Source organism: Micromonospora sp. NPDC051196 (assembly GCF_040682415.1).
GTDB lineage: Bacteria > Actinomycetota > Actinomycetes > Mycobacteriales > Micromonosporaceae > Micromonospora.
On the sequence record NZ_JBFBAY010000009.1, the window covers coordinates 31,702 to 56,898 of the forward strand.

Below are 25,197 nucleotides of genomic sequence, written 5' to 3' on the forward strand. Positions count from 1 at the left end.
CGGCTGGCTGACGGGCCCCGGGTAGCACGGGAGGGCACATCCGATGGATGTGCCCTCCCGTCGTACTGCCGTTACAGGTTGGCGCAGTAGCCGACGCTGAAGGTGCTGGCCCCCGGCTTCAGGGTGCGGTTCCAGTCCACGCCCCTGATCCGGTAGCTACCGTCGTCGAGGCGCTCCCGTTTGAAGTTCCACGCGTCGTAGATGTCGCCTTCGAGTTGCACGACGGCGGACCAGTCGACCGGCTTGTCGCCGGTGTTGGTCGCGGTGATGGTCGCGCAGTAGCCGCCACCGCTGTCCGAGTACCACCGGGTGATCTGCTTCAGCGCCACCTCCACGTTCGACCCGGCCACCAACCGGCCGACCCCCCAGCGTGCGGTGCTCTGGTAGCCCGCACCCTCCTGCTCGGCCCAGTTGCGGATGCTCGTGCGGGCGCCGTCGGAGGCGTCGTTGACCTGGAAGTCCAGGCCGTGGAAGGTGTCCAGGCCGCCGTATTCGAGCAGGCTGATCGCCGCCTCGACGGTGTAGCCCGTCGGGGTACGCACCGTCGCGCTGTCCAGCCGGTTCGCCTGGAACCCCTCGTCGCCGGTGCCGAACGACACCACGTTGTCGGCGTTGATCCGGATCTGCGTGTCGTCGTACCGGAAACTGCCGTTCTTGTAGTTGCCGGCGTCGACGTAGATCTCCACCGAGTCCTGGATCCATGGGTCGGAACCGGAGACGTCCACCACCGGGTCGGTGACCTCGGCCAGCACGTAGAGCGTCTGGCCCCGCCAGAGGGTACGGACCTGCGCGGTCGCACCGTCGGTGCCGGAGACCTGCTTGGCCGTGGTCACCGTGGTGGCGTTCGCCCAGGCGGCGTCGACCGCACCGTCGATCACCGGCGCCTGCGCGGCCTGCCGCACCTCCACGTACGACAGCTCCTCGACCAGGGTCAGGGTGCCCACCGCGCCCGGGGTGTTCCACCCGGACGTGGTGTCGTTGTCGCGGACCTGCACGTCCAGGGTGCGGGTGTCGCCCTCGCTGACCCCGGAGAGCGGCAGGTGGGCGACCAGGTGGTAGCCGCCGTCGCGGCCGGCCGCCACGGCCGGCACGTCACCGCTGCCGTCGCGGGCGACATGGTAGGTCTCGCCGCCCAGCACGAAGCTCACCCGGTCGTTGTCGGAAACCGTGGTGTCGTCGACCGTGACGTACGCGGTCAGGTGATCCGGCGCCCACCGCAACTGGAACCGGGCGGTGTCCTCGATCAGGTGCAGCGGCAGCTTGCGCCAGGTCAGGTCCGTCGGTGCGGTGGCGTTCAGCGGCACGTCACCGGCGAAGACGTTCGCGGTCCGCAAGCGAGCGGGCAGCTCACCGTCCACCGCACCGTAGTAGGCGGGCTTGGCGCGCAGGTTGTCATCGAACAGCAGCGGCCCACCGTTGGCGGAGCGCCAGGAACGGCCGTCGGTGAGCCCCCAGACCGTGACGGCCAGCAGGTCGTCGGCGTAGGCCCGGAAGATCCGGAAGGCGTCCCGGTAGTAGTAGCCCTGGTCGATGAACTTCGCCTGGGTGGCCGGGGTGCCGGTGGTGACGTCGAGTTCGGTGACGGCCTGGGTGACCGGCAGGTCCGCGAACGCCTCCAGCGCGGCCTCCAGCGCGCTGACCGGCATGGCCAGCGACACGTGGAACTGGTGACCCACCCCGTGCACCGGCACGTCGCGGGCGAGCAGTCGCTGTACGAGCGCCAGGTAACGGGCCTGCTTGCCGCTCTGCTCGGTGTTGTAGTCGTTGATGAACAGGGTGACCGGACGCTCGGCGCCCTCGGCGGCGTGCACGTCGTTGAACGCCTCGTCGGCGTATTCGAAGGTCAGGTCGATGAAGCTCTCACCAAGGATCCGGTACCACTCGCTGCGCCGCAGACCGTCGCTGTACTCACCACTGTCGCTGACCACCTCGTTGACCGCGTCGAAGGCGTACAGCGGGTTGGTGGAGGAACCGAACCTGCCGTACCGCTCGCTCAGCGACTCGGCGACGTTGAAGATGTGCGTACGCAGCCGCTCCCGCAGCACCTGCTGGTCGGCCGCCGAGGTGGTCAGCGGCTGCCCGGCGGAGTCCTGGAAGAACCAGGCCGGGGTCTGGCTGTGCCAGACCAGCACGTGGCCGTAGACGCGCAGGTCGTTGTCGCGGGCGAAGTCCATCATGGTCAGCGCCTGCTCGTGCGGACGGAAGTTGCCCGCCTCGTCGTACCACGCCTCGGGCTTCATGTGGTTTTCGGCCGTGATCTGGTTGAAGTGCCGGGTCAGCAGCTGGGCGGGAGCACCGATCGTCTCCCGGCTGTCGATGGCCACGCCGACCGGGAAGTCGGTGGTCTCGTACAGCGGGGTGAGGTCCTCGATGACCGGCGGCTCGGGCACTCGTACGACGATGTCGTCGGCGAGGAAGTCGCTGGTGTTACCGGTCACGTCCTCGCCCTGCCAGCGGGTCTCGAAGTAGAGGAAGGCGCTGTCCGCGGCCGGCATGCTGAACCGCGCGGTCACCTCCGTCCACCCGGAGTTGGTGATCGTGTCGAACTGGGCGAGGGTGCTGAACGACTGGCTGTCGCCGCTGGTGCTGGCCAGGCTGAGCCAGATCTGATCGGTCGGCTGGCCCTCGGCGAACCGCAGCCAGGCGCTGAGCTCGTAGGTCACACCCGCGGTGAACAAGCCGGTCACGTCGCGGCCCAGGCCGGCGCCCTGGTTGACCCGGTCGCTGACCAGCGCGGCGGAGGTACCGCCGTGCGCGACGTCGGTGAGGGTGACGCTCGGGGCGCCCGGACCGCCGTCGCGCGGTCCCCAGCCGTCCAGGCCGTCCTCGAAGTCGGTGTCGATGACGATCGTGCCCGGCTCCGGTCCGCCCCCGCCGCCGTCTTCCGGCGCGGTGATCAGGACGTCGTCGAGCAGGAACGAGGTGTTGCCCTCCGCCTCCACGTAGAGGGTGGCGGCGTCCAGCCCGGTGGGCAGGGTGTACTCGCCGCCGATGCGTACCCACTCGTCGGCGGTGGTGGTGACGTTGCCGCCGATCCAGGTGTAGGTGTTGTCACCGCCACCGGCCGGGGTCGACTCGACGGTGAAGTGCACCCCGGCGCTGCCCTCGGTGCCGGCCGGAAGCTTCGCCCACGCGCTGACCGTGTACTGGATGCCGGGGCGCAGCAGCGTGGTCGCGTTCGTCGCCGGGCCCTGCCAGTTGGCGGTCCGGCCGGTGACCGACAGGCTGCTGTCGCTGTCGCGCCCCTCGTCGGCGATGGCGAGGGTCACGTCACCGCGTGGCCCCCACGGGGCGTACGAGCCAGCCTCGAAGTCGTTGCTGAGCACGACTTCGGCGGCGGCGGCCGGGGTGGGGGCAACGGTGATGGCCGCGACGAGGGCGGCCGAGCAGAGTACGGCGAAAGTTCGTGATCGGCGTCGTGATCGATGGGACAGATTCCACAGGCGCATCGGCTGGTCCCTTTACGCGAATTGGATGGTGATGGGGGGTGCCTGACATCGGGTTTCCTGACGGATCCAAGCGCGTGCATGCTATGTCGAGCCCATCGGCATGACCAGAACTTCCGGAAGTTTTCGGAAAGTTACGTGGTGCCCTCCCTGCCGGTGCGTGTTGTCGCACTCGGTCGTACGCCGATGTCGAAGCCGATGGCGACACAGCATCTGGTGTTGAGATTCCTGGCGCGTTCCCAGATATAGTGTCGCTCGCAGCTGGTTCGGCCATCGCTCCACGATGGTCGAGGCAAGAGGGAACCCGGTGAGATTCCGGGACTGCCCCGCAGCGGTGAGTGGGAACGACCGCCGTCAACGAAGCACTGGACCGTGAGGTCTGGGAAGCGACGGCCAGTAGACGCGAGCACCACGCCCACGAGTCCGAAGACCTGCCAGTGCGCCGTACGCGTTCGTGTACGGCGGTCGAAGGCCGCGTGGGACGGCCGACGCCAGCAGCTGGTCAGTGACGGCAGGTGCCGTCGGGTGGCCGGCGGCGTCCTCCCGCGTGCCCGTCGACCTTCGGAGCAGGCGTGAGGAGGGGGAACATGACGGTGACCCGGGAGCAGGCGGGGCCGGAGCAGCGCCGGCAGGTGATGCAGGTCCGCAAGCGCGACGGCGACACCGCGCCGGTGGACGTGAACAAGATCGTCAGGGCGGTGGAACGCTGGGTCGGCGACCTGGACGAGGTCGACCCGTTGCGGGTGGCGACGAAGACGATCAGCGGTCTGTACGACGGTGCGACCACCGCCGAGCTGGACAAGCTGTCGATCCAGACGGCCGCCGAGCTGATCGGTGCGGAACCGCAGTACTCCAAGCTGGCGGCGCGGCTGCTGGCGGCCTTCGTCGACAAGGAGGTGCGCGGCCAGCAGGTCGCCAGCTTCAGCCAGTCGATCCGGTACGCGCACGGCCTGGGCCTGATCGGCGACGCCACCGCCGCGTTCGTGGCCACCAACGCCCGCAAGCTGGACGACGCCGTCGACCCGGAGGGTGACCTGCGGTTCGAGTACTTCGGACTGCGTACGGTCGCGGATCGGTACCTGCTGCGGCACCCGCAGACCCGGCTGGTGGTGGAGACTCCGCAGTACTGGCTGTTGCGGGTGGCCTGCGGTCTGTCGCAGTCGCCGGGCGAGGCGATCGACTTCTACCGGCTGATGTCCAGCCTGGCCTACCTGCCGAGTTCGCCGACGCTGTTCAACTCCGGCACCCGGCACACCCAGATGTCCTCGTGTTTCCTGGTCGATTCGCCGCGTGACGAACTCGACTCGATCTACGAGCGTTACCACCAGGTGGCGAAGCTGTCGAAGTTCTCCGGCGGGATCGGCATCTCCTGGTCGCGGGTCCGGGGGCGTGGTGCGTTGATCCGGGGCACCAACGGCCGGTCCAACGGCATCGTGCCGTTCCTCAAGACGCTCGACGCCGGGGTGGCGGCGGTCAACCAGGGCGGCCGTCGTAAGGGTGCCGCCTGTGTCTATCTGGAGCCCTGGCACCCGGACGTCGAGGAGTTCCTCGAACTGCGGGACAACACCGGCGAGGAGTCCCGGCGTACCCACAACCTGAACCTGGCCAACTGGATCCCGGACGAGTTCATGCGGCGGGTCGAGGCGGACGGTGAGTGGTCGCTGATCGACCCGTCCGACGCGCCCGAGCTTCCCGACCTGTACGGCGAGGCGTTCGACGAGGCGTACCGCGCGGCCGAGAAGAAGGCGGTCCGCACCGTCAAGGCCCGCGACCTGTACGGGCGGATGATGCGTACCCTCGCGCAGACCGGCAACGGGTGGATGACGTTCAAGGACGCCGCGAACCGGCTGTCCAACCAGACCGGCGTCCCGGGCAACACGATCCACCTGTCGAACCTGTGCACCGAGATCCTGGAGGTCAACAGCGACACCGAGACCGCGGTGTGCAACCTCGGGTCGATCAACCTGGCCACGCACGTCACCACCGACGGCATCGACTGGGACAGACTGCGCGCGACCGTACGCACGGCGGTGCTCTTCCTCGACCGGGTGATCGACATCAACTACTACCCGGCCGAGCAGGCGGCGGCGTCGAATCCGCGCTGGCGTCCGGTCGGGCTCGGGCTGATGGGGTTGCAGGACGCCTTCTTCGCCCTGCGGCTGCCGTTCGACTCGGCGCCGGCCCGGGAACTGTCGACCCGGGTGCAGGAGGAGATTCTGCTGACCGCCCTGGAGACGTCCGCCGGGCTGGCCGAGCGGTTCGGCCCACATCCGGCGTACGCCGAAACCCGGGCCGCCCGGGGTGAGCTGCACCCGGATCTGTGGGGTGCCGACGTCGTCCAGGTCGAGCGGTGGGCGGCGCTGCGCGAGACGATCGCCGCGCACGGCCTGCGGAACTCGCTGCTGGTGGCGATCGCGCCGACGGCCACCATCGCCTCGATCGCCGGCTGCTACGAGTGCATCGAGCCGCAGGTGTCCAACCTGTTCAAACGCGAGACGATGTCGGGGGAGTTCCTCCAGATCAACACGTACCTGGTCGGCGAGCTGAAGGCACGCGGGCTGTGGACGGCGTCGATCCGCGAGCAGATCAAGCGCGCCGAAGGGTCGGTGCAGGGCATCGCCGAGCTGCCCGAACAGGTGCGGGAGTTGTTCCGTACCGCGTGGGAACTGCCGCAACGGGCGTTGATCGATCTGGCCGCCGCCCGTGCCCCCTTCATCGACCAGTCGCAGTCGCTGAACCTGTTCATCAGCGCGCCGACCATCGGCAAGCTCTCCTCGATGTACCTGTACGCCTGGAAGTCCGGGCTGAAGACCACCTACTACCTGCGCTCGCGTCCCGCGACCCGCATCCAGCAGGCCACCGTCGCCGTCACCCCGGCTGTCCAGCCGATCGTCGCCGTCGGCGATGACGAGGCGCTGGCCTGCTCCCTGGAGAACCCCGAGAGCTGCGAGGCCTGCCAGTGACCATCGTTTCCGAGCCCCACACCCGGCACCTGCTGCTCGACCCGGGCATGGACCTGACCCTGCGGCCGATGCGCTACCCGCAGTTCTTCGACCGTTTCAAAGACGCCATCCGCAACACCTGGACCGTCGAGGAGGTCGACCTGCACGCCGACCTCGCCGACCTGGCCAAGCTCTCCCCGGCCGAACAGCATCTGGTGTCCCGTCTGGTCGCCTTCTTCGCCACCGGCGACACCATCGTCGCCAACAACCTGGTGCTCAACCTCTACCAGCACATCAACTCCCCGGAGGGGCGGCTCTACCTGTCCCGGCAACTGTTCGAGGAGGCGGTGCACGTCCAGTTCTACCTGAACCTGCTCGACACCTACGTGCCCGACGAACGGGAACGGTTCGCCGCGTTCGCGGCGGTGGAGAACATCCCGTCGATCGCCCGTAAGGCGGAGTTCTGCTTCAAGTGGATCGACTCGATCTTCGAGTTGCGCGAGCTGAAGACTCGCGCGGACCGGCGGGCGTTCCTGCTCAACCTGATCTGCTTCGCCGCCTGCATCGAAGGGCTGTTCTTCTACGGCGCCTTCGCCTACGTGTACTTCCTGCGGTCCCGGGGCCTGCTGCACGGGCTGGCCTCCGGCACCAACTGGGTGTTCCGCGACGAGTCGATGCACATGGCCTTCGCCTTCGACGTGGTCGACACCGTACGCGCCGAGGAGCCGGACCTCTTCGACGCCGAGCTGGAGCAGCAGGTGCGCGACATGCTCGCCGAAGCGGTCGACTGCGAGGTCCAGTTCGCCGCCGACCTACTCGAACAGGGCGTCTCCGGCATGCCGCTGGCCGACATGCGCGAATACCTGCAACACGTGGCCGACCGGCGGCTGGCGGTACTCGGCATCGCGCCGATGTACGGCTCGACGAACCCGTTCGCGTTCATGGAGTTGCAGGACGTGCAGGAGTTGTCCAACTTCTTCGAACGCCGGGTGTCGGCCTACCAGGTGGGCGTGACCGGCACGGTGGCCTTCGACGACGACTTCTGATCTCGGTCTCATCCGATCCGCCGTTTCGGCGGGATGGCGGTCACCCCACCCACCCGGATACCGCCATCCCGCCGAAACGGCCTCAGCCAGGCCGGCTTGCCCGCTCATGGGTTGAAGCAGAGGGTGGAGTCAGGACGCAGAATTCGTTGCCGTCGGGGTCGGCCATCGCCACCCGGCCGGTTTCGCTCCGGCGGGTCTCAGCCAGGTCGGCGTCGATTCGGGTTGCGCCGAGGGCGAGGAGGCGATCGACCTCTGCCTGCTGGTCACCGCCGGGCGGGGGAACGAGGTCGAAGTGCAGGCGGTTACGGCCCAACCTCGGCATCAGTGGTGGGCCGCCCCAGGTGATCTTCGGGCCGCCGTGCGGCGATCGGACCGCGGTCTCCTGGTCCTGGTCCCACACCAGCGGCCAGCCGAGTGCGGCACCCCAGAAGTAGCCGACCTGCTGCGAACCGTCGCAGGCCAACGCGCCGACAAACCCGCATTCGGCGAGGAAGTTGTTGCCGGGCTCGATGACGCAGAACTCGTTGCCCTCGGGATCGGCGAGGACCACGTGCTGATCCTCGGGGCCCTGCCCGACGTCGACGTGCCGCGCGCCGAGCGCCAACGCCCTGGCCACCGTCTGCCGCTGGTCCTCCAAGGAGGTGCTGGTCAGGTCGAAATGCATCAGGTTCTGGCCGATCTTGGGCTCCTGGCTCGCGAGGAAGCGAAGCCGGAAGCCGGTGTCGTCGGTGGGCAGGAGGGCGACTCCGTCGAGTGGATCGTCCGTCACGTTCCACTGCAGCAGTTCCGACCAGAAGCGCGCGAGCCGCGCCGGTTGATGGGCGTCGACGCAGAGCGCGAACAGGTGACATGCCATCTCGTTGCTCATCTCCGCTCCGCAGACCGACCATCGTCGACCGCACCGCCGGTCCGGTCACCGTCGACCGACCATCGCTGGACGGAAGCGTAAGGCCGAGCCACGACGGGCGCAGCTGAGTAATTGGCCTGAGCGGTCAGCGTCCGAACCTCCCGAGCAGCTCCGGCCCGATCGGGTGGTGCAGCAGGTGCAAGGGCGCGGCGTCGATGCCGGCCTCGGTGAGCGTCCGCGCGTACGCCGCCGCGGTCGCGTCGTCCACCAGGCCGTGCACCAGCGGCAGGTCCGCAGCGGTCGACCACAGTAGCGATTCCAACCGGCAGGAGGCGATCGTCCCGGGCAGCCCGAGCACGTTGCCGTCGACCGGCACCGGCGGCAGGTCCCCGGGTATGTCGCGTTCGGTCTCGCCGACGTGCAGGAGCCCACCGCCGACCACCAGGATGTCGTGGTCGCGGCGCATCCGGGTCAGGGCCTTCGCGGTGTCCAGTGCGGGCGGGAACGAGTCGTCCACCACGATGGTGCCGGGTGCCAGCCGGTCGATCTCGATCGGTGTGGTGGCCGCGCTCGTCGCCGCGATGATCACGTCCGCCGTGTAGCCGGCCGGGGCGATTCCCGGTGCCGACGGGCACACCTCGATGGTGCCGGCGAAGCCGTCCGCCCGCAGCCGTGCGGCGTGCTCGCCCAGTCGGGGCGCGGCGGCGGGAACGTCGCAGAGCACGAGTCGCGCGGGCGGCTGGTCGGCCCGGGTGAGCAACAGCCGCAGCGCGGAGAACCCGATCGAACCGAGACCGACCACGGCGAGGTCGCGGCCGGCGAGGCTGCGGCCGGTGGCGGCCAGCGCGGCCTGCACCGTGCGGACGACGGAGACGACGGTGACGGCATGGCCGGTGGTCACCGCCACCCCGCTGTGGGTACGGCGCAGCACCCCGAGGCCGTAGCCGGTGCGGGCGGGAATCATCCCGGCCAGCGACACGCAGCGGGCGCCGAGGCGGGCGGCCAGGTCCACCGCCTCGGCGGCCTCGTCGGCGAGGGCGTCCCCGGCGGCGGTCAGCTCGTCGGCGAACCGGGGCAGGCAGACGAAGCCGGAGACGCCCAGCGGGGTGGTCAGCTGCTCCAGCAGACGCGGACGGCCACCGGGAAAGAGCAGCTCGCGTAGCTGGGCCCGGGGCAGGCTGCCGGCGGGCAGCCCGGCGATCGCGGCGAGCTGGGCCGGCGGCGGCAGGTAGCCGACGATGGCCGCGGTCAGCCTGGTCGGTCGGCCGGGAATGGCCGTCGTCGCCGGCACGGCGGCGGCGTCACCGGTGACCACGGCAGGCGTGGCCGGCTGGTTCCCAAGGGCCGGGTCGGTGTGCTCGGCGGCGGCGGTCAGGTCGGTGCGGAGCCAGTCGGCGAGCCGGCGCAGCTCGGCCGGGGTGACTGTGGCGGGACAGCCGCGCAGGGTGACCCGGAGCCCGTCCCGCTCGGGGCGCGCGGTCAGGAACAGGTCGGTCCCGAGGGGCGGTGGCGCCAGTTCACTGTCGGCGTCCCAGTCGAGGCTGAGCCGATCGGCATCGGTCGGCTCGGGGTGCGGCGTGCCGACTACCGCTGGCGATGGCGCATCGACGGCGTCGCGCGCTGCCGTGTCCGCTGCGGCGGCCGGTGGCGCGGTGCGGGCGGAGAAGTCCAGGAAGCTGAAGAAGAACTGCGCTCCGATGGGCGTGCCGCCCGGGCCGGTGGGCACGGCCGCCGCGATCGACGGCGGGTCGTCGTACCGGCGGGCGGTAGCGACCTCGGCCCCGACGTGGGCGAGCTGTTCGGCGAAGCCAGCCGAGCCGCCCAGCCGTAGCGGCAGCATCGCCGCGCACGGGCCGAAGATCCGGTGCAGGTCCGGCAGCGGATGATCCCGACCGGTCAGCGCCAGGCCGAAGACCAGGTCGTCCTGTCCGGTGAACCGGGCCACCGCCCGGTGGTACGCGGTCAGCACCGGGGCGTACAGAGTGGTCGCCGCCGAGGCGGCCAGCCGGCGCAGCCCGGCGACCACGGTCCCGTCCAGGGTGAAGCCGCAGACCGGCTCGGACGTACCGCCCGGGTCGGGCGCGCTGCCGAGGGCGGGCAGCACCGGCGGCCGGTACGGGGTGCCGAAGCGTCCGCGCCACCAGCCGTGGGCGTCCGGGTCGGGTGGGCCGGCGGCCCGGTCGGCCAGCAGATCGACGTAGTCGCGGAAGTGGGTGCGCAGCGGAGGCAGTCCGTCGGGCTGGTCTGCCACCAGCCGGTGGTAGACCGTCAGCAGTTCCTGGCCGAGCAGGGCGGCGCTGTAACCGTCACCGATCAGGTGGTGGCCGTGCACCAGCAGGACGTGGTCGTCGGGGGCGAGCCCCAGCAGCCGCAGTCGCAGCAGCGGCCAGGCCCACGGCTCGAAGCGACGGCGGCGCTCCTCGGCGACCAGGGCGCCCACCTCGGCGGGACCGCCGACCGCCCGGTAGCCGACCGGCAGCCGTAGCGAGGCGGGAAGTTCCTGCTGGACCGGGGGACGGGCCCCGGCGGGAAAGACGGTACGCAGCATCGGGTGCCGGGCCACCAGCAGGTCGACGGCGCGCTGGAAGACGTCGCGACGTAGCTGGCCGCGCAGTCGTAGCCGGGCCAGCCAGGCGGTGCCGTCGCCCGGTGCGATGGCGTCGGCGAGCAGGAAACCGCGCTGGGTGGCCGTCACCGGGTAGGGCCCGTCCGCACCGGCGTCCACCGGGCCGGTGACCCGGTCCATGGCTGCGGTGGTGCGGCCCGTACCGTCGGTGGTACGGCGCGTGGCAGCGGTGGCGTCGATCTCGGCGGCGAGGTCCCGCAGGGTTCGGTGCTGGTAGATGACGGTGGGGCTCGGTGTGGCCGGGAACTGCTGTTGGACGCGGGCGAAGACCTCCAGCACCAGGATGGAGTCGCCGCCGAGGGCGAAGAAGTCGTCGTCGGGCGCGATCGTCGGCAGGTCGAGCAGATCACCCCAGATCCGGGCCAGTCTCGCCTCGGTTGCGGTGTATCCGCCGGCAGCGGCGTCCGGACCGGCGGGTGTCGGGAGTCGCTTCGGGCCGGCGGGTGCCGCAAGCCGCTCCGGAGCGGCGGGTGCCGGGAGCCGCTTCGGTACGGCGGCGGGTGCGAAGCCGCCGAGTGCACGCAGCCGGTCCCGGTCGACCTTTCCGGTGGGGGTCAACGGAAGCGTGTCGAGCAGGTGGATGCGGGCCGGGACCAGTTGCTCCGGCAGCCGGTCGGCGAGATGTTCGCGCAACTGAGCCACCGTCGGCTCGGCTTCCGCCGTGGGGGCGACAAAGGCGTGCAGCCGTGGATGCGGCTCGGCCTGGTGCAGCACCGTCGCGGCGCTCACCGCCGGATGGGTACGCAGCACCGCCGCGATTTCACCTGGCTCCAGCCGGTACCCGTGGATCTTCACCTGGTCGTCGAGCCGACCGAGGAACTCCAGCGTGCCGTCTGCGGTGGCCTGAACCCGGTCGCCGCTGCGGTAGTACCGTTCGCCGTCGAGCCGGGTGAAGGCGGCGACGGTCAGCTCGGGTTCGTCGAGGTAGCCGGCGGTGACGCCGACACCGCCGATCAGCAGCTCACCGGCCATCCCAGGCGGGCAAGGGTGCCCGTGCGGGTCGACCACGCGGATCCGGGCCCCGCCGACGGGTCGACCGATGGGCAGTCGGCGTACCGCCTCGTCGGGGCGTTCGTCGATCAGATGCCAGGTGGCGTTGATCGTCGCCTCGGTGGGGCCGTACAGGTTGGTGATCCGGCAGCCGTCGCCGAACAGGTCGAACCAGCGGCGTACCGGCACCGGCGACAACTCTTCCCCGCCGACGTGCACCCAGCGCAGGGCACTGAGATCCGGCCGTACGCCCTCGCGGGTCGTGCGGTCCTCGGCGGCCCGCAGCAGCCGCTCCCAGAGGGTGGGCACTGAACTCCACACAGTGAGTCGGTCCCGTTCCAACCGGGACAGCAGCACCTGCGGGTCGCGCAGCTCCGACCGGGCGAAGGTGACCACCGTGGCCCCGACCAGCAGCGGCGCGAGGATCTGCCGGACGGAGGCGTCGAAGCAGATCGACGAGGTCTGGGCCAGCCGGTCACCGGCGTGGTAGCCGAACGTGTCGATCGCCCAGTCGAGGTAGTTCGTCATGGACCGGTGGGTGATCGGCACCCCCTTCGGCCGTCCCGTCGAGCCCGACGTGAAGATCACGTACGCGGTGTCGTCCGGCCCGACCGCCGGGGCCTGCCTTCCGTCCGCGTCGAGCCGGACCGCCGTGCCGTCGAGCCGGACCGCCGCGCCGTCGAGCCGGGACATCGTGCCGTCGAGCGGGACCGCCGTGCCGTCGAGTCGGGTGACTGCGGTCGCGCAGTCGTCGTCGTGCAGCACCACCCGCACGCGGGCGCGGCGCAGTTGTCCGTCGAGCCGAGCCGGGGGATGGGCGGCGTCCAGCGGCACCCAGGCCGCTGCCGCGCGCAGGATCCCGACCACTCCGATGATCGAATCCGGGCCGGGCGCGGTGAGCAGCCCGACGTGTTCGCCGGGGCGTACGCCGTGGGCGACCAGCAGCGCCGTCACCAGGTCGGCGGCCTGGTCCAGTTCCCGGTAGGTCACCGTACGCCGGCCGTCGGTGACCGCCGTCGCGTCCGGGGTACGCCGGCAGACCGCCCGGATCCGGGCGCTGACGTCCCCGGCGTCGGGCTCCGGCCGTACGCTCCGATCCTGATCGTCGGACCGCTGCCGCCCGGCGGCGAGATCGACCAGCTCCCGGTGGTGCTCGGCGGCGAGCCGGGCCACCGTCTGCCGTCGGAACAACCGCAGCGGGAAGTTCCAGGACAGCCGCAGTGTCGTCCCCGACTCCCACCACAGCAGGCTGAGCCCGGTGGCGGCGGAACCGGAGCCGGCCGCCGTCGGGGTGACCGTCACCGGGCAGTCGGGATCGGTGTCGACCGGGAACCGGGCGAAGCTGAATCCGGCCGGGCTGGCGGTGCGCGGGCCGCTGTCGGTCGCGGGTAGCAGCCGAGCCAGGTCCAGGCTGGATACCGAGCCGTGTCGCTGTGCCTCGGTCCAGGACTGCCGGAGACGGTCGGCCAGCCGGGCGGCCGACTCGGTCGGATCCACCTCGACCAGCAGTGGCAGGGTGTCGGCGAACGGACCGACGAGCCGCTCGATGCCGGGCATCCGGGCGTCCCGGCCGGCCCGCGCCACGTTGACCGGTACCCGGCGTTGCCCGCTCCACCTCGCCAGGCATCGCAGGTATCCGGCGAGCAAGAGGTGGAACAGGGAGACACCGGCCTCGGCGGCCCGCTCGCGCAGCCGCGCCACGAGCGCGGCGTCCAACTCATCGGGGTGGGTGACGCAGGGCGGGGCGGGCAGGCCCGCCGGGTCGCCGTCGTACGGCAGTCGCAGCGTCCACCCGGGATCGTCGAACGTCCGACGCCAGTAGGTCAGATCCGTCTCAGTTGGCGGAGCGAGGTCAGCGGCGAAGGCGGCGAAACTGCCGGTGGCGGGCAGCGCCGTGGGGGTGCGTCCGATCGCCAGTCTGCTGTAGTCCGCCCAGAGTTGCTCGCTGAGCACGTTGAGACTGAACCCGTCGGCGGCGGCGTGGTGCAGCACCAGGATCAGGTGCGAGCGGTCGGGTCGCTCCTGGGCGAGCACCGCCCGCAGCGGCGGTTGCCGGGTCAGATCCACCGGGGTGTTGCAGAGTTGCTCCTGCAGTGCGGTCAGCTCGCCGGTCAGTGGCCGCACGTACAGACTGATGGCGGCGGCGGCCGGGGGCACGATCACCTGCTGGGGGGTGGTGACGTCGGCAAGGAAGCGCACCCGCAGCATCGGATGCCGGGCGACGAGGCCGGTCAGGGCGCGGTCGAGCAGCCGCACGTCGAGTGGACCCGTGACGGTCTGCCGGACGAAGGCGTAACCGGCCACGCTCGGATGCAGTCGTTCGTTGACGAACCAGGCCCGCTGCACCGCAGTGAGAGCGAACGGCTCCCCGTCGGCGAACGCACCGGCCGGTGATTCCTCGCCCGTCGCCTCCGGCGGTGGTGCGGCCTGTTGGGCCGGGGGTTGCCCGGGGAGGGATTCCGCCAGCGCGGCGGCCAACGTGGCGACCGTGGTGTACTCGAAGAACAGGGTGACCGGCAGTTGCCGCCCGAGTTCGTCCTCCAGCCGTTTGACCAGGTCGACTGCGGCCAGCGAGTCCAGTCCGAGGGCGAGGAACGAGTCGTCGTCGGCGATCTGGCCGCTCGCGCGGTGCAGGGGCTCCGCGAGCAGTCGGCGCAGCAACCGCGCCAATTCCTCGACGTCCGGTTTCTGATGACGTTCCGGCATCGTGGCCGGGACCTCGGCGGTCCCGGGGTCGACCGGCTGGGTGGCAGGACCGGTGGTCCGGTCGGCGCGTGCGATGCCCGCCGGGGGTGCGGTCGACGGTCGCCGGTCCGCGACGATCAGGTGGGCGGCGTCGACGTCCCGGGCAGCCAGCAACGCGTCCAGCGCGGCCCGCGCGGTCAGCGAGCCGGGGATGTCGTGGCGGGCGCCGCCTCGGGCCGCCATCCCCGTGTCGCTGACGGCGGCGAGGCCGACGGCCTGGAAGGGGCGGCCGGTTGCCCGCTGGGCGGCGGCGAAGGCGTCGAGGAAGGTGTTGGCCGCCGCGTAGTCGCCGATCGCGGCGGCCAGGCCGGGCAGCACCGCGCTGACCGAGGAGAAACCGACAAGCGCCGCCCGGTCGTGACCGTGCCGGCGTAGTGACTCCGCCACCAGGTAGCTGCCGCGTACCTTGGGCGCCAGTACCGCCAGGATGTCGGGGAGCGACTTCGCCGCCAGGGTGCCGACCCGGACCGTGCCGGCGGCGTGCCAGACGGTCCCTACCCGGGGCAGCCCGGCGAGCAGCGCGTCGACGTCGGCCGGCACGGTCACGTCGCACCGCTGGTACGTCACGGTGGTGCCGCCTGCGGCCAACTCGTCGAGCAGGCCCGCCGGTGCCTGGGCCGACCGCCCGGCCAGCAGCAGGGTGGGTCGTCCCCGGCGGGCGAGGGTACGGGCCAACTCGGCACCGAGCCCGCCACCACCGCCGAGGATCACGTGCACGTCATCGGGCTGCGCCGCACCCGGCCGCGAGACCGGGTGCGGGACCGCCACCAGGTGCCGGCCGAGCCGGCGTCCGGCCCGCCAGGCCAGCCCGGTCAACTGGTCGACGGGGTGCGCCGTGGCTTCGGCCCGGTGCAGGTCGGACAACTCCTGGCACACCGACTCCACCCGGACCGCCAGGTCGTCCATGCTGGACAGGTCGACCACCCGGGCACGCAGGCCCGGCCGCTCGTCGGCCAACGCCGTGCCCAGCCCGCTCAGCACCGCCTGCACCGGTCGGGGATGCTCGTCGTGCCCGGTGACCTGGACGTCCTCGGTGACCACGAGCAGCCGACCCAGCCGGGTGTCCGGCTCGTCGAGCAAAGCACGCAGCGTGCCCACCTGCTCGGCCACGGCGCGATCGAGGTCAGCCACGTCCGAGAGGTCGACCGCGGCGCCGGCCAGCAGCACGGTCAGCTCCGGCGGCGTACCGTCGTCGACCTGCGGTGCGACCTGGACCGTGACGCCACGTTCGCGCAGTGCCGTGGTGAGTCGGGCGGCCAGGTCACCGCCTGCGCCCGGGCCGCGCAACCGCACCCGGGCCGGCAGGTCGCGGCCGACTGCCGCCCCCGGCCCGCTGCTGGTCGACGGCGTCTCCCGCCAGGTGACCCGGTGCAGGGGCAGCACCGGCGACGGCGGATGGGACCGTCGTTGGAACGGGTACGTCGGCACCGGCACCCGCCGTCGGCCGGCGTGCAGAGCGGTCCGGTCCAGCGGGCCACCGAGGGCCCACAGCTGTCCCACCGCCGCCAGCAGGGCCCCGCTGGCCTGCGGCCCGTCTAGCACGGTCACCACCCGCGCCGGGTCGACGCCGACGTGCGGCGACACGGCGCGCAGCCGGCCCGAGGCCCCTAGGTCGACGATGGTGTCATACCCGTCGGCGCAGAGCTGTTTCAGCGCGACGTGCAGCTCCGGCTCGGTCGGTGGGGTCGCCGTGGCGGCGCGCTGGATCGCCTCGGCCGGCTCCAGTTCGCCTCGACTTGCCGCAGCCGCCAGGTCACCGACGCCGAAGCCGAGCAGCCGGTCCGGCCGTACGCCCCAGGCGGTGAGCTGACCGAGCAGGGCGAGCCCGACCGCCACCGCCACCTGCCGGACGACCTGCGGATCGTCGGCGCCGCTCAGGCACCAGGTCAGCAGTGGTCGGCCCTGTACCGGCGTGGCGGTGACCTCGGTCAGCCGGTCACGGAAGGCCGGCAACCGGTCGTAGAGGTCACGTACCGCCGCCGGCGGCACCGTAGCGCCGTCGTCGGTGAGGACGAACACCGCGCGAGGTCGTCGGCTGACCGGCGCGACGTGCTCGCCCAGTGTGTCGGCGGCCTGGTCGAGTCGGACGGCCAGCTCGCCGTCGGCGACCAACGCCAGCCGGTACGCGGCGTCGTCGCGGGCGGTACCGGCGCTGGCGCAGACGTCCGCCTCGGCCAGGTGCGGATGGGCCCGCAGGTGGGCGGCGAGGTCCCGAGCCGCCTGCCGAAGCGCCGGCACCGAGTGTGCGCTCAGGGTGGCCAGGCCGAACTCCGACCCGCCGGACCCGCCGGACCCGCCGGGCGGGGGTTCCCGCAGGATCGCGTGGGCGTTCGTCCCGCCGAAGCCGAATCCGTTCACTCCGGCGATCAGTGGACCTGGTGCGCTCCACCGCCGTCCCTGCGTGACCACGGCGAAGCCGGCTCCGGTGAGGTCACAGCGGGCCGCGGGCCGGGCGTGGTGCAGGGCGGGCGGCAGATGCCGGTGCCGCAGGGCCAGCACCACCTTCACCAGCGCCGGCAGGCCGGCGGCGTTGAGCAGGTGACCGAGGTTCGTCTTCACCGAACCCAGCCCACGCGGCACTCCGTCGACGGGCGGTGGGTACGCCGCCGCAAGTGACCGGACCTCCACCGGATCGCCGAGTTCGGTGCCGGTGCCGTGGGCCTCCACGTACGACACCTGCGCCGGGTCGATGCCCGCCTCCCGGTACGCCCGCGTGATCACCTCCCACTGCCGGTGCGGATTCGGCGCGAGCATGCTCAGCGCCCGCCCGTCGTTGCCGACGGCGGTCCCGGCGACCACGGCCAGCACCTCGTCCCCGTCGACCTGCGCGTCGCCGAGGCGGCGCAGCACCAGCGCGGCACCGCCCTCGCCGGGGACGAAACCGTCGGCGTCGGCGGCGAAGGCGCGGCACCGTCCGGTGGGGGAGAGCGCCTCGGCGGCGTCCAGCAGCCGGTATCCGGTCTCGGTGAGGTTGAGGTTCACCCCGCCGACCACCGCGATGTCGCACTCCCTGGCGGCCAGGCTGCGGGCCGCCAGGTGCAGCGCCACCAACGCCGACGAGCACGCCGTGTCGACCGCGATCGCCGGCCCGGTGAGATCCAGCGTCTGCGCCAACCGGGCCGGTATCAGGTTGCGCAGGTTCCCGACCAGCGCCGTCGCCCCGCCGGCCAGACCATCTGCCGCCAACATCTGCGGGTACGCGCTCTCCCCGACGGCCGCGAAGACGCCGATGCGGTGCCGGTGCCGACGTGGCCCGGCGTACCCGGCGCGTTCCAGCGCCTCGTGGCCGATCTCGAGGAACAGCCTCGCATGCGGATCGGTGAGCCGCGCCTCCTCGTCGGTGAGGCCGAAGAACCCGGCGTCGAAGAGCATCGGATCGTCGAGGAAGGAACCCCACCGGACGGTCCCGTCCGACGAGGTCCACCGGTGTGCGGGCACCACGTCGACGCTGTCGACACCGTCGACCAACTGCCGCCAGAACTGCTCGGGGGTGTCCGCGCCGGGAAACCGACAGGCCATGCCGATCACCGCGACCGGCGCCGGGCCCGGCGCCGGGGCACCGGAGGCGTCACCGGTCGGCCGGGACACCGGTGCGTCGGCCAGCCGGTCGGCGAGCGTGGTGACGGTCGGACAGTCCCGCAGGTCGGCCGGGTTCAACGGGGTACCCAGGGCATCCTCCAACCCGGCGAGCACCTCCATGGCCTTGAGCGACGATCCGCCGATGGCCAGGAACCGGTCGTGCGGGCCGATCGTTTCGGGCGGACGGCCCAGCACCCGACCCCAGACGTCGCGGACGAGCGCCGCCAACTCCGGTCCGGACCGCCCGGCGGCGGACGGGGCATGACCCGCCGAATCCCTGGCGACCGGCGCACACCAGCGCCGCTCGCGGTCGGCGAAGTCGCCGGCCAGGTACCGCTCGCGCATCCGGCGTCGGCGCAACTTCCCGCTGGTGGTCCGGGCGAACGCGCCGGGCGGCAACGGCAGCACCCGGACCTCGTCGTGACCGCACGCCTCGACCACCCGGGCCCGCACCGCGGCGAGCGCCGTCCCGGCGTCGGCCGGTGGACGGGCCCACGGCACGAACACCACGATCCGTTCCCCACCGGAATCCGGATCGGTCGCGCCGACCACCACGCTCACCTCGCCGGGTAGGCCGGGGGTGGCCACCGCCACGGCTTCCAGGTCCGCGGCATGGAAGGTGCGGCCGTTGACGAACACCACGTCCTTGGCCCGGCCGGTGACGCAGAGCCGCCCGTCGCGCAGGAAACCCAGATCGCCGGTACGCAGCCAGCCGCCGACGAAGGTGTCCAGGCTGGCCTGCGGATCGCGGTGGTAGCCACGGGCCACGTTGGGGCCGCGTACCTCGATCTGGCCGACCCGTTGCTCGGGCAGCCCTCGGCCGTGTTCGTCGACGACGCGTACCGCGCAGCCGGCCACCGGATGGCCCAGGTCCATCAGTTCGACCGCGTGCGGACCGGGCCGCGTCGGCACCGCGACGCCCCGGCTCAACTCGGCCCGGTCCAGCACCTGCGGCACGGCCACCTCGCCGGGCGGCGGGAAGGTCACCGCGAGGGTCGCCTCGGCGAGCCCGTACACCGGTCGCAGGGCGGCGGGGTCGAGCCCGGTCGGCCGGGTGTGGGCCAGAAAGGACCGCCACACCGCAGGTGAGATCGGCTCCGCCCCGACCACCACACAGCGCACCGCGCTCAGGTCGAGACCGGCGAGGGTTTCCGTCGGCACCCGGCGCACCGCCAGGGCCAACGCGAAGTTCGCGGCGGACAGCAGGGTGGCCCGGTGCCGGTGGGCGGTGGTGAACCACAGGGCCGGGCGCTTGGCGAACGCCAGCGGACCGATACGCACCTGCTTGAGGCCGACGGCGAGCGGCGTGAGGTGGGTGCCGATCAACCCCATGTCGTGGAAGTACGGCATCCAGCTGACCAGTACGTCATCGGGGCGGGCCTCGCTGGCCGACCTGGACTGTTCGAGGTTGGCCAGGACGTTGTCGTGGGTCAGCTCCACACCCCGGGGCGTACCCGTACTGCCGGAGGAGAACTGGAGGAACGCGATGTCGTCTCCGGCGGGGGTGGGCAGGTCCGCCGGTGCGGTTGCGGTGCGTAGGTCGGCCAGCCGCAGCACCGGCTCGGGCAGGCCGGACGCCACGGCTGCGGTGGCGTCGTCGGTCACCACCACGGCGTCGGGGAGCAACTCCCGCACGGCGCGTACCCGGTTGGGCTCGGGGGGCAGGGGTACCGGCACGAGTCCGGCGGCGAGCGCACCCCAGAACATCGGCTGGAAGTCGTCGCCGGCGTCGGCGAGCAGGAGGGCGGGAGCGCCGGGCGGGACCGCGGCTGCCCGGTAGCCGCCGGCCACCCGCAGCGACTCGTCGCGCAGCTGGCGGAAGCTGACCGTACGTTCCGTGCCGTCCTCCCGGACGTGCACGATGACCTGCTCGGGGGCCCGGTCGGCGGCGTCGAGGAGTACGCCTAGCAGGCCTCGGAGGCCCCGGGGCCCGATCGTAGTCGACACAGCAGGATGGTAGGTGGCCGAGATCTTGCGGCGAGACCCGGCGTTTGTCGATCGTCAGCAGTGGATGGCCCGGCGGCCCGGCTCCTCGGCCGGGTTCTGCCGTCGCGGGCGGATCAGTGTCGGAAACGGCCGGCGCGGAGGTCACCGGTGTTCGAGTGTCCACTCCCGGGACTGCTGCCCGGCGACCGGGGCCGAGCGCGTGACCGGGCGGGAGACGATCTCGCGTCCCGGGATCGGTCCCTCGCAGGACGGGCAGAGCACGACCAGTTCGATCGGCTGGTCGCAGGGGGTGTGCATCATGAGGTGGCCGGGTGGCTGTTCGGCGGGGCAGTGCCGGTCTCCCCACTGCATCAGCGCGGCCAGCACAGGCGACAGTTCCCGCCCGCGTACGGTGAGGCGGTACTCGTGACGTACCGGCCGGTCCCGATAGGGGACCCGTTCGAGGATTCCGACCTCGACCAGAGTGTTGAGTCGCTGGGCGAGGACGTTGCGGGCGATGCCGAGACTGTCGAGCAGCGACTCGAAGCGGCAGTCACCCGCCATCGCGTTGCGGACGATGAGCAGCGTCCAGCGCTCGCCGACGACCTCCAGAGCTCGTGCGATCGAGCAGTCCTGTCCGTACCCGCGAAGTGCCATTGATGCATCGTAGAGGTCACCGGAGCGGCCGGACCGAGCGAACGTTATGCAGCTCTCACGTTCACTACCTGGGTACGGGGGCAGTCTTGTGTCGCAACAGCAGCAGCGCGGCCAACAGGCCGACCGCGGCGAGACCAGCGGTCACCACGAAGGCCGTGCGCAGGCCGGCGTCCACCGCTGCCGAGGGTGCCGCCTGGTGTGCCACGAGTACGGCCGAGATGGCCGCCAGGCCGAGCGCCCCGCCCAGGCTGAACGACACGTCGGTGAGGCCGGAAGCGGCGGCGGAATCGGCCTCGTCGGCGCCGAGGGTCACGGCGATCTGCGCGGCCACGAAGGCGGCGCCGGCACCGATGCCGACCACGGGCAGCACCCTGAGGAAGTTCCCGGTGGACAGTGGGCCGTTGACCATGGCCAGCGCCAGCAGGCCAGCACCGGCCAGGGACATGCCCGTCAGCGCGACCGCCCGCAGCCCGTGCCGCAGCACCACGGCCTGACCGAGGTAGGAGCCGATGACCGAGGGCAGGGTCAGCGCCACCATCAGCGCACCGAACCCGGTGGCGGACAGCCCCAACGTCTCCTGCCCGTACAGGGTGATCAGCAGCAGCAGCCCGTCGACGACGGTGCCGGCGGTGAACAGCACGACCAGGCCGCCTATCCGGCTTCGGGACCGCAGTAGTCCGGGACGGAACAGCGGCCGGGCGGTCCGTGACTCGATGGCCAGAAAGAGCAGCAGCAGCACCAGCGCACCGGCCAGCCGCAGCAGAGCGATGCCGGTCGAGCCTCCGGGGACGAATGCCGCGACGACCGTCCAACCGATCAGGGCCAGGGCGCCGATCAGGCTGGCTGCGCCGGCCACCTCCAGCGGATGGCCGGAGCGGGTGCATCCGTCGGCGGGCAGGATCGGGACGAGCAGTGCGGCGGCGACGCCCACCGGTACGTTGACCAGGAACACCCACCGCCAACTGAGACCGTCGGTGAGCAGCCCGCCGAGCAGGAGCCCGGCGGTGCCGCCGAAGGCGCCGATCAGTGTCCACAGGCCGAGCGCGCGGGCCCGGACCGGGCCGGGGCGGAAGGCCATGGCGAGCAGTGGTAGCGCGGTTGTCGCGACCAGTGCCGCGCCGACGCCCTGCAACGCGCGGGCCCCGATGAGCACCCCGGCCGACCAGGCTGCCGCCGACAGCAGCGAGGCGGTGGTCACCAGCGCCAGGCCGATGGTGAAGAGTCGGCGACGGCCGAACAGTTCGGCCAGTCGGATGCTGATCAGCAGTACGCCACCGAAGCTGATCAGGAAGGCCGACATCAGCCACTGCACGGTCGCTGTGGACATGGCCAGGGCCTGCTGGATGCTCGGAATCGCGACGTAGACGATGGTGCTGTCCACCGCCACCATCAGGAACGACGCGCCGAGTGCCCCGAGGGCCAGCCATTGCCGTACGCCGAGATGCGCCGCCGCCGCTCCGCTGAAGTTGTCCACCATCCAGCCCCTTGGTTCCCCCTTGTTGCGGGAGCTAGTCGCGTCTGGCGCGCGTGTCAGACGTGCCATGAGCAGTTCACGACCGAGTGGCCACGGGTACGACGAACGAACCCGGGATACGACCGGGTTGTGTCTGGGTGGATGGCCCAGGCTGCCGCATACGCAGAATCGCCACAGCCACGTCGGTCCGGTTTTGAAACTTACGTGGGCCAATGAAGATAGCAGCCGTGCGTCCCCAACACGAGCCTGTCGTTTCTGGGTTCCCGCCAAGCCTTACCCACCTTGCGCTTATGTCGAACCAAAGAGGGCCCCTGGAGCACGACCGCTGAGTGCAGTTCGTGGCGATTTGGTGCCCCTCGGACGCTGGCCCGAGCGCAATTGCTCCATCTGGGAAAAGCGTGGATTCTTCGCACGTGGCAAAGTGCGCAGAGGTCGGGCGGCCCCCTCGGGGCCTGCTCGCGTACGTGACAGCGACCGCTTCGACCGGCCCACCGGGTGGGACCGGCGGGCCGGGTGGGGCCGCGACGTCATGGATGGCCGCGCCGGCAGGGCGGATCCGGCCGGTGCGTACCAGGGCGCCGGGCCGTTGCGGCCTGGCTCCTGGGTGGAACCCCACGTCCCGGGGTGTGCTCCAGGTCGGCGCCGGTGTGCTGGCACCGGGCCGACGCTGCCTGAATCGGCGGGGGTGGTCGAGGTGGGTGGCGGTGATGGTCTGGTCGTGCTCCGGGACGAGGCTCAGCGCACCGGGAGGGCGAGCAGGATCGGTGGGTCGAGCGGGGTCATCCGGCGTAGATGCAGGTCAGCCTCCATGGATCCGGGCCGGCGGGAGATGGTCAGTGGCCCGTGTGCGCCGATCAGGGCATCGTCGTCCGTCGAGTTGGCCAGCCAGTAGTCCTGGCGTTCCCGTAGCCGGGAACAGGCCAGCACGTACCACTGCCCTGGGGGCGGACTGTCCAATCGGTAGGGTCCCGGCTTGTCGAGTATGGTGCACCGCACGGGACGTCCGAGCGGTACCGGATCGCGGAAGAGCCCGACGAAGGTCAGCCGGTCTTCGTTCTGCTCGGACTCAGGTGCGTGGACCATGCCCTGGATCGCCGTGACCGGCGGCTGGGATACGGGCCGGTGGTCGAGGGGGACCTGTGGTGTCACCCCGCGCAGTCTGCGGTAGGTGCTCGGTGAGACGCCGACGCTGCTGCTGAAGCGGGAACTGAAGGTACCCACGCTGGCGTAGCCGACCTCGTGGGTGATCTCGGTGACGCTCATCGAGGTGGACAGCAGCAACTGTTTAGCTCGGTGCAGCCGCATGACCATGAGGAAGCGTCCGGGGGAGATGCCGGTGGTGCGCTGGAAGATCCTGGTGAAGTGGAACTTGCTGAACATGGCTGTTCGAGCCATACCGTCCACGGTGTGTTGCTCCGATAGGTCCTCCCGGATGGCTTCGATTACCCGACTGACGGCTCGTTGGATACTGTCTTCCATCGCATCCCCCAATCCGATGGCTGCGCTTGTGGCGACGGTTTTTGTGTCTGTGGCATGGACACGTCAGATGTGGCGCGTGGCGATACGCCATCCCGCAGACCGGTTCTGTTAACGCGGCTTCTAATTGCGGGAAGATACATTGACGGTTGACGGAGGGAAACTACGCGATGACGCAGGGTTATGCTATCTGGACCGGGCGCCGCAATCAACTGCGAAGTCATGCAGGTCAATGCGGGCTTCCCGCCGAGAGTGGTCAGGGCAGGAGAAACTGGACGCTTGCCTCGTATGCCGCGACAGCAGCGCCTGTTGCGGGCGGCGACTGACTGTTCCACCCAGTTTGTCGGATGCCCACCCGACGGAACGTTGGTAAATGGGACGATCCGACGTCCCGGCGGATGGACAGAACTGCGACAGACGGTCATCCGACGCCTTCTTGTGTGATATCTGCTTGACAGAACGGCCTACGGCTGGTTTGCGCGGGCGAACTGCCCCGGGCTGCGTCCCGGCCCGGCGGGGCCCCGGTACGCCTGAGCGATGTCCAGCCAGTGTTCGGCGTCGCTGCCGACAGCCTGGACAGCCAGGTCGTCCCGGTGCCGGCGGCGGGTGACGAGCAGGCAGAAGTCCTCGGCCGGGCCGGTGATCCGCTGCTCGGCGTCCTGCGGGCCGAACGCCCACAGCGCGCCGGAGGGGGCGGTGATCTCGAAGCGGAACTCCACGTCCGGTGGCGTCAAGCCCCGGGCCAGATACCCGAAGTCCCAGGTCCGCACAGCGAATCCGACCAGGTGGCCGAGCCGGTCGGTGGGCGTCGGCCGGATGCCGAGCGCGTCCGCGACATCCCGGCCGTGCGCGAAGACCTCCATCATCCCGGCCGCCGCGAGCACCGGCGCCGGCAGCGGCCGTACCAGCCACGGGACTGGCTGGCCGGGCGGGACCGCGGCGAGCGCCTTCTCCGCGGTGGCCCGCTCGGCCCGCCAGCGGGACAGCAGGACCGCGGGCGGTTCGACGACGAAGTCGGCCATCGCGGCCGCCACGTTGGCGTCGAAGTCGTTGCTGAGTCGGGAGGCCATCTGCTGGAACGTGGCCGGTTGGGCGGCGGCCAGTCCGGCGAGCCGGAAGGTGGCGGCCAGGTGGGCGATCTGGTGCCGGATCGCCCAACCGGGAGCCGGCGTTCTGATGTCCCACTGGTCGTCGGACAGCTCGGCCACGATGGCGTCGAGAGCCGCACTGTCCGCGGTGAGATCGGCGATTACATCTGGTGCCTGTGCCACGTCGATACCTCTTCCTGAATGGTTGGACGGCGGCCCGTTCCGCCGCGCGGTTCGTCCGGCGTATTGCGGCATGCTCGCCAATTGGTGGGCATCATCATGATTGCTGTTGGGTGGATATAGTGATTTTTGTGGGCGCAGTCGATGCGCGGAGAAAGTTCTTTGGCGTGCGACG

The 25,197-nt window shown here is 71.2% G+C and carries 9 protein-coding genes and 1 riboswitch; of the genes, 2 read left to right on the forward strand and 7 right to left on the reverse strand.

Going from position 1 to position 25,197, the window contains the following annotated elements:
* Nucleotides 1-71: 71 nt before the first annotated feature.
* Nucleotides 72-3,449, reverse strand: coding sequence for an endo-1,4-beta-xylanase (locus tag AB0M35_RS18445; protein WP_363746754.1), 3,378 nt, complete (start codon nt 3,447-3,449; stop codon nt 72-74).
* 242 nt (nt 3,450-3,691) lie between these two features.
* Nucleotides 3,692-3,900: riboswitch (cobalamin riboswitch) on the forward strand.
* A gap of 133 nt (nt 3,901-4,033) precedes the next feature.
* Here AB0M35_RS18445 and AB0M35_RS18450 point away from each other — a divergent pair.
* Complete coding sequence (locus AB0M35_RS18450; RefSeq protein ID WP_363746755.1) at nt 4,034-6,409, forward strand: ribonucleoside-diphosphate reductase subunit alpha; 2,376 nt, start codon at nt 4,034-4,036, stop codon at nt 6,407-6,409.
* Between the two features lie 47 nt (nt 6,410-6,456).
* On the forward strand, nt 6,457-7,434 hold the full coding sequence (locus AB0M35_RS18455) for a ribonucleotide-diphosphate reductase subunit beta (RefSeq protein ID WP_363746937.1): 978 nt from the start codon (nt 6,457-6,459) through the stop codon (nt 7,432-7,434).
* An 82-nt stretch (nt 7,435-7,516) separates the two neighbouring features.
* Here the strand turns inward: AB0M35_RS18455 and AB0M35_RS18460 are convergent, their stop codons facing one another.
* The 6 genes from AB0M35_RS18460 to AB0M35_RS18485 form a co-directional block, all read right to left on the reverse strand.
* On the reverse strand, nt 7,517-8,302 hold the full coding sequence (locus AB0M35_RS18460; RefSeq protein ID WP_363746756.1) for a VOC family protein: 786 nt from the start codon (nt 8,300-8,302) through the stop codon (nt 7,517-7,519).
* A gap of 124 nt (nt 8,303-8,426) precedes the next feature.
* Nucleotides 8,427-20,168, reverse strand: a complete 11,742-nt coding sequence (locus tag AB0M35_RS18465; RefSeq protein ID WP_363746757.1) for an amino acid adenylation domain-containing protein — start codon at nt 20,166-20,168, stop codon at nt 8,427-8,429.
* A gap of 141 nt (nt 20,169-20,309) precedes the next feature.
* Nucleotides 20,310-20,804, reverse strand: coding sequence for a helix-turn-helix domain-containing protein (locus AB0M35_RS18470; protein WP_363746758.1), 495 nt, complete (start codon nt 20,802-20,804; stop codon nt 20,310-20,312).
* Nucleotides 20,805-20,868: 64 nt separating this feature from the next.
* Complete coding sequence (locus AB0M35_RS18475; protein WP_363746759.1) at nt 20,869-22,281, reverse strand: MFS transporter; 1,413 nt, start codon at nt 22,279-22,281, stop codon at nt 20,869-20,871.
* A 732-nt stretch (nt 22,282-23,013) separates the two neighbouring features.
* Nucleotides 23,014-23,757 carry a helix-turn-helix transcriptional regulator gene (locus AB0M35_RS18480; RefSeq protein ID WP_363746760.1) on the reverse strand — a complete coding sequence of 248 codons (744 nt, stop codon included), beginning with the start codon at nt 23,755-23,757 and terminating at the stop codon, nt 23,014-23,016.
* A 461-nt stretch (nt 23,758-24,218) separates the two neighbouring features.
* The gene (locus tag AB0M35_RS18485) at nt 24,219-25,025 is read right to left on the reverse strand and encodes a TIGR03084 family metal-binding protein (RefSeq protein WP_363746761.1); all 807 of its coding nucleotides are present in this window, start codon (nt 25,023-25,025) and stop codon (nt 24,219-24,221) included.
* Nucleotides 25,026-25,197: the final 172 nt, after the last annotated feature.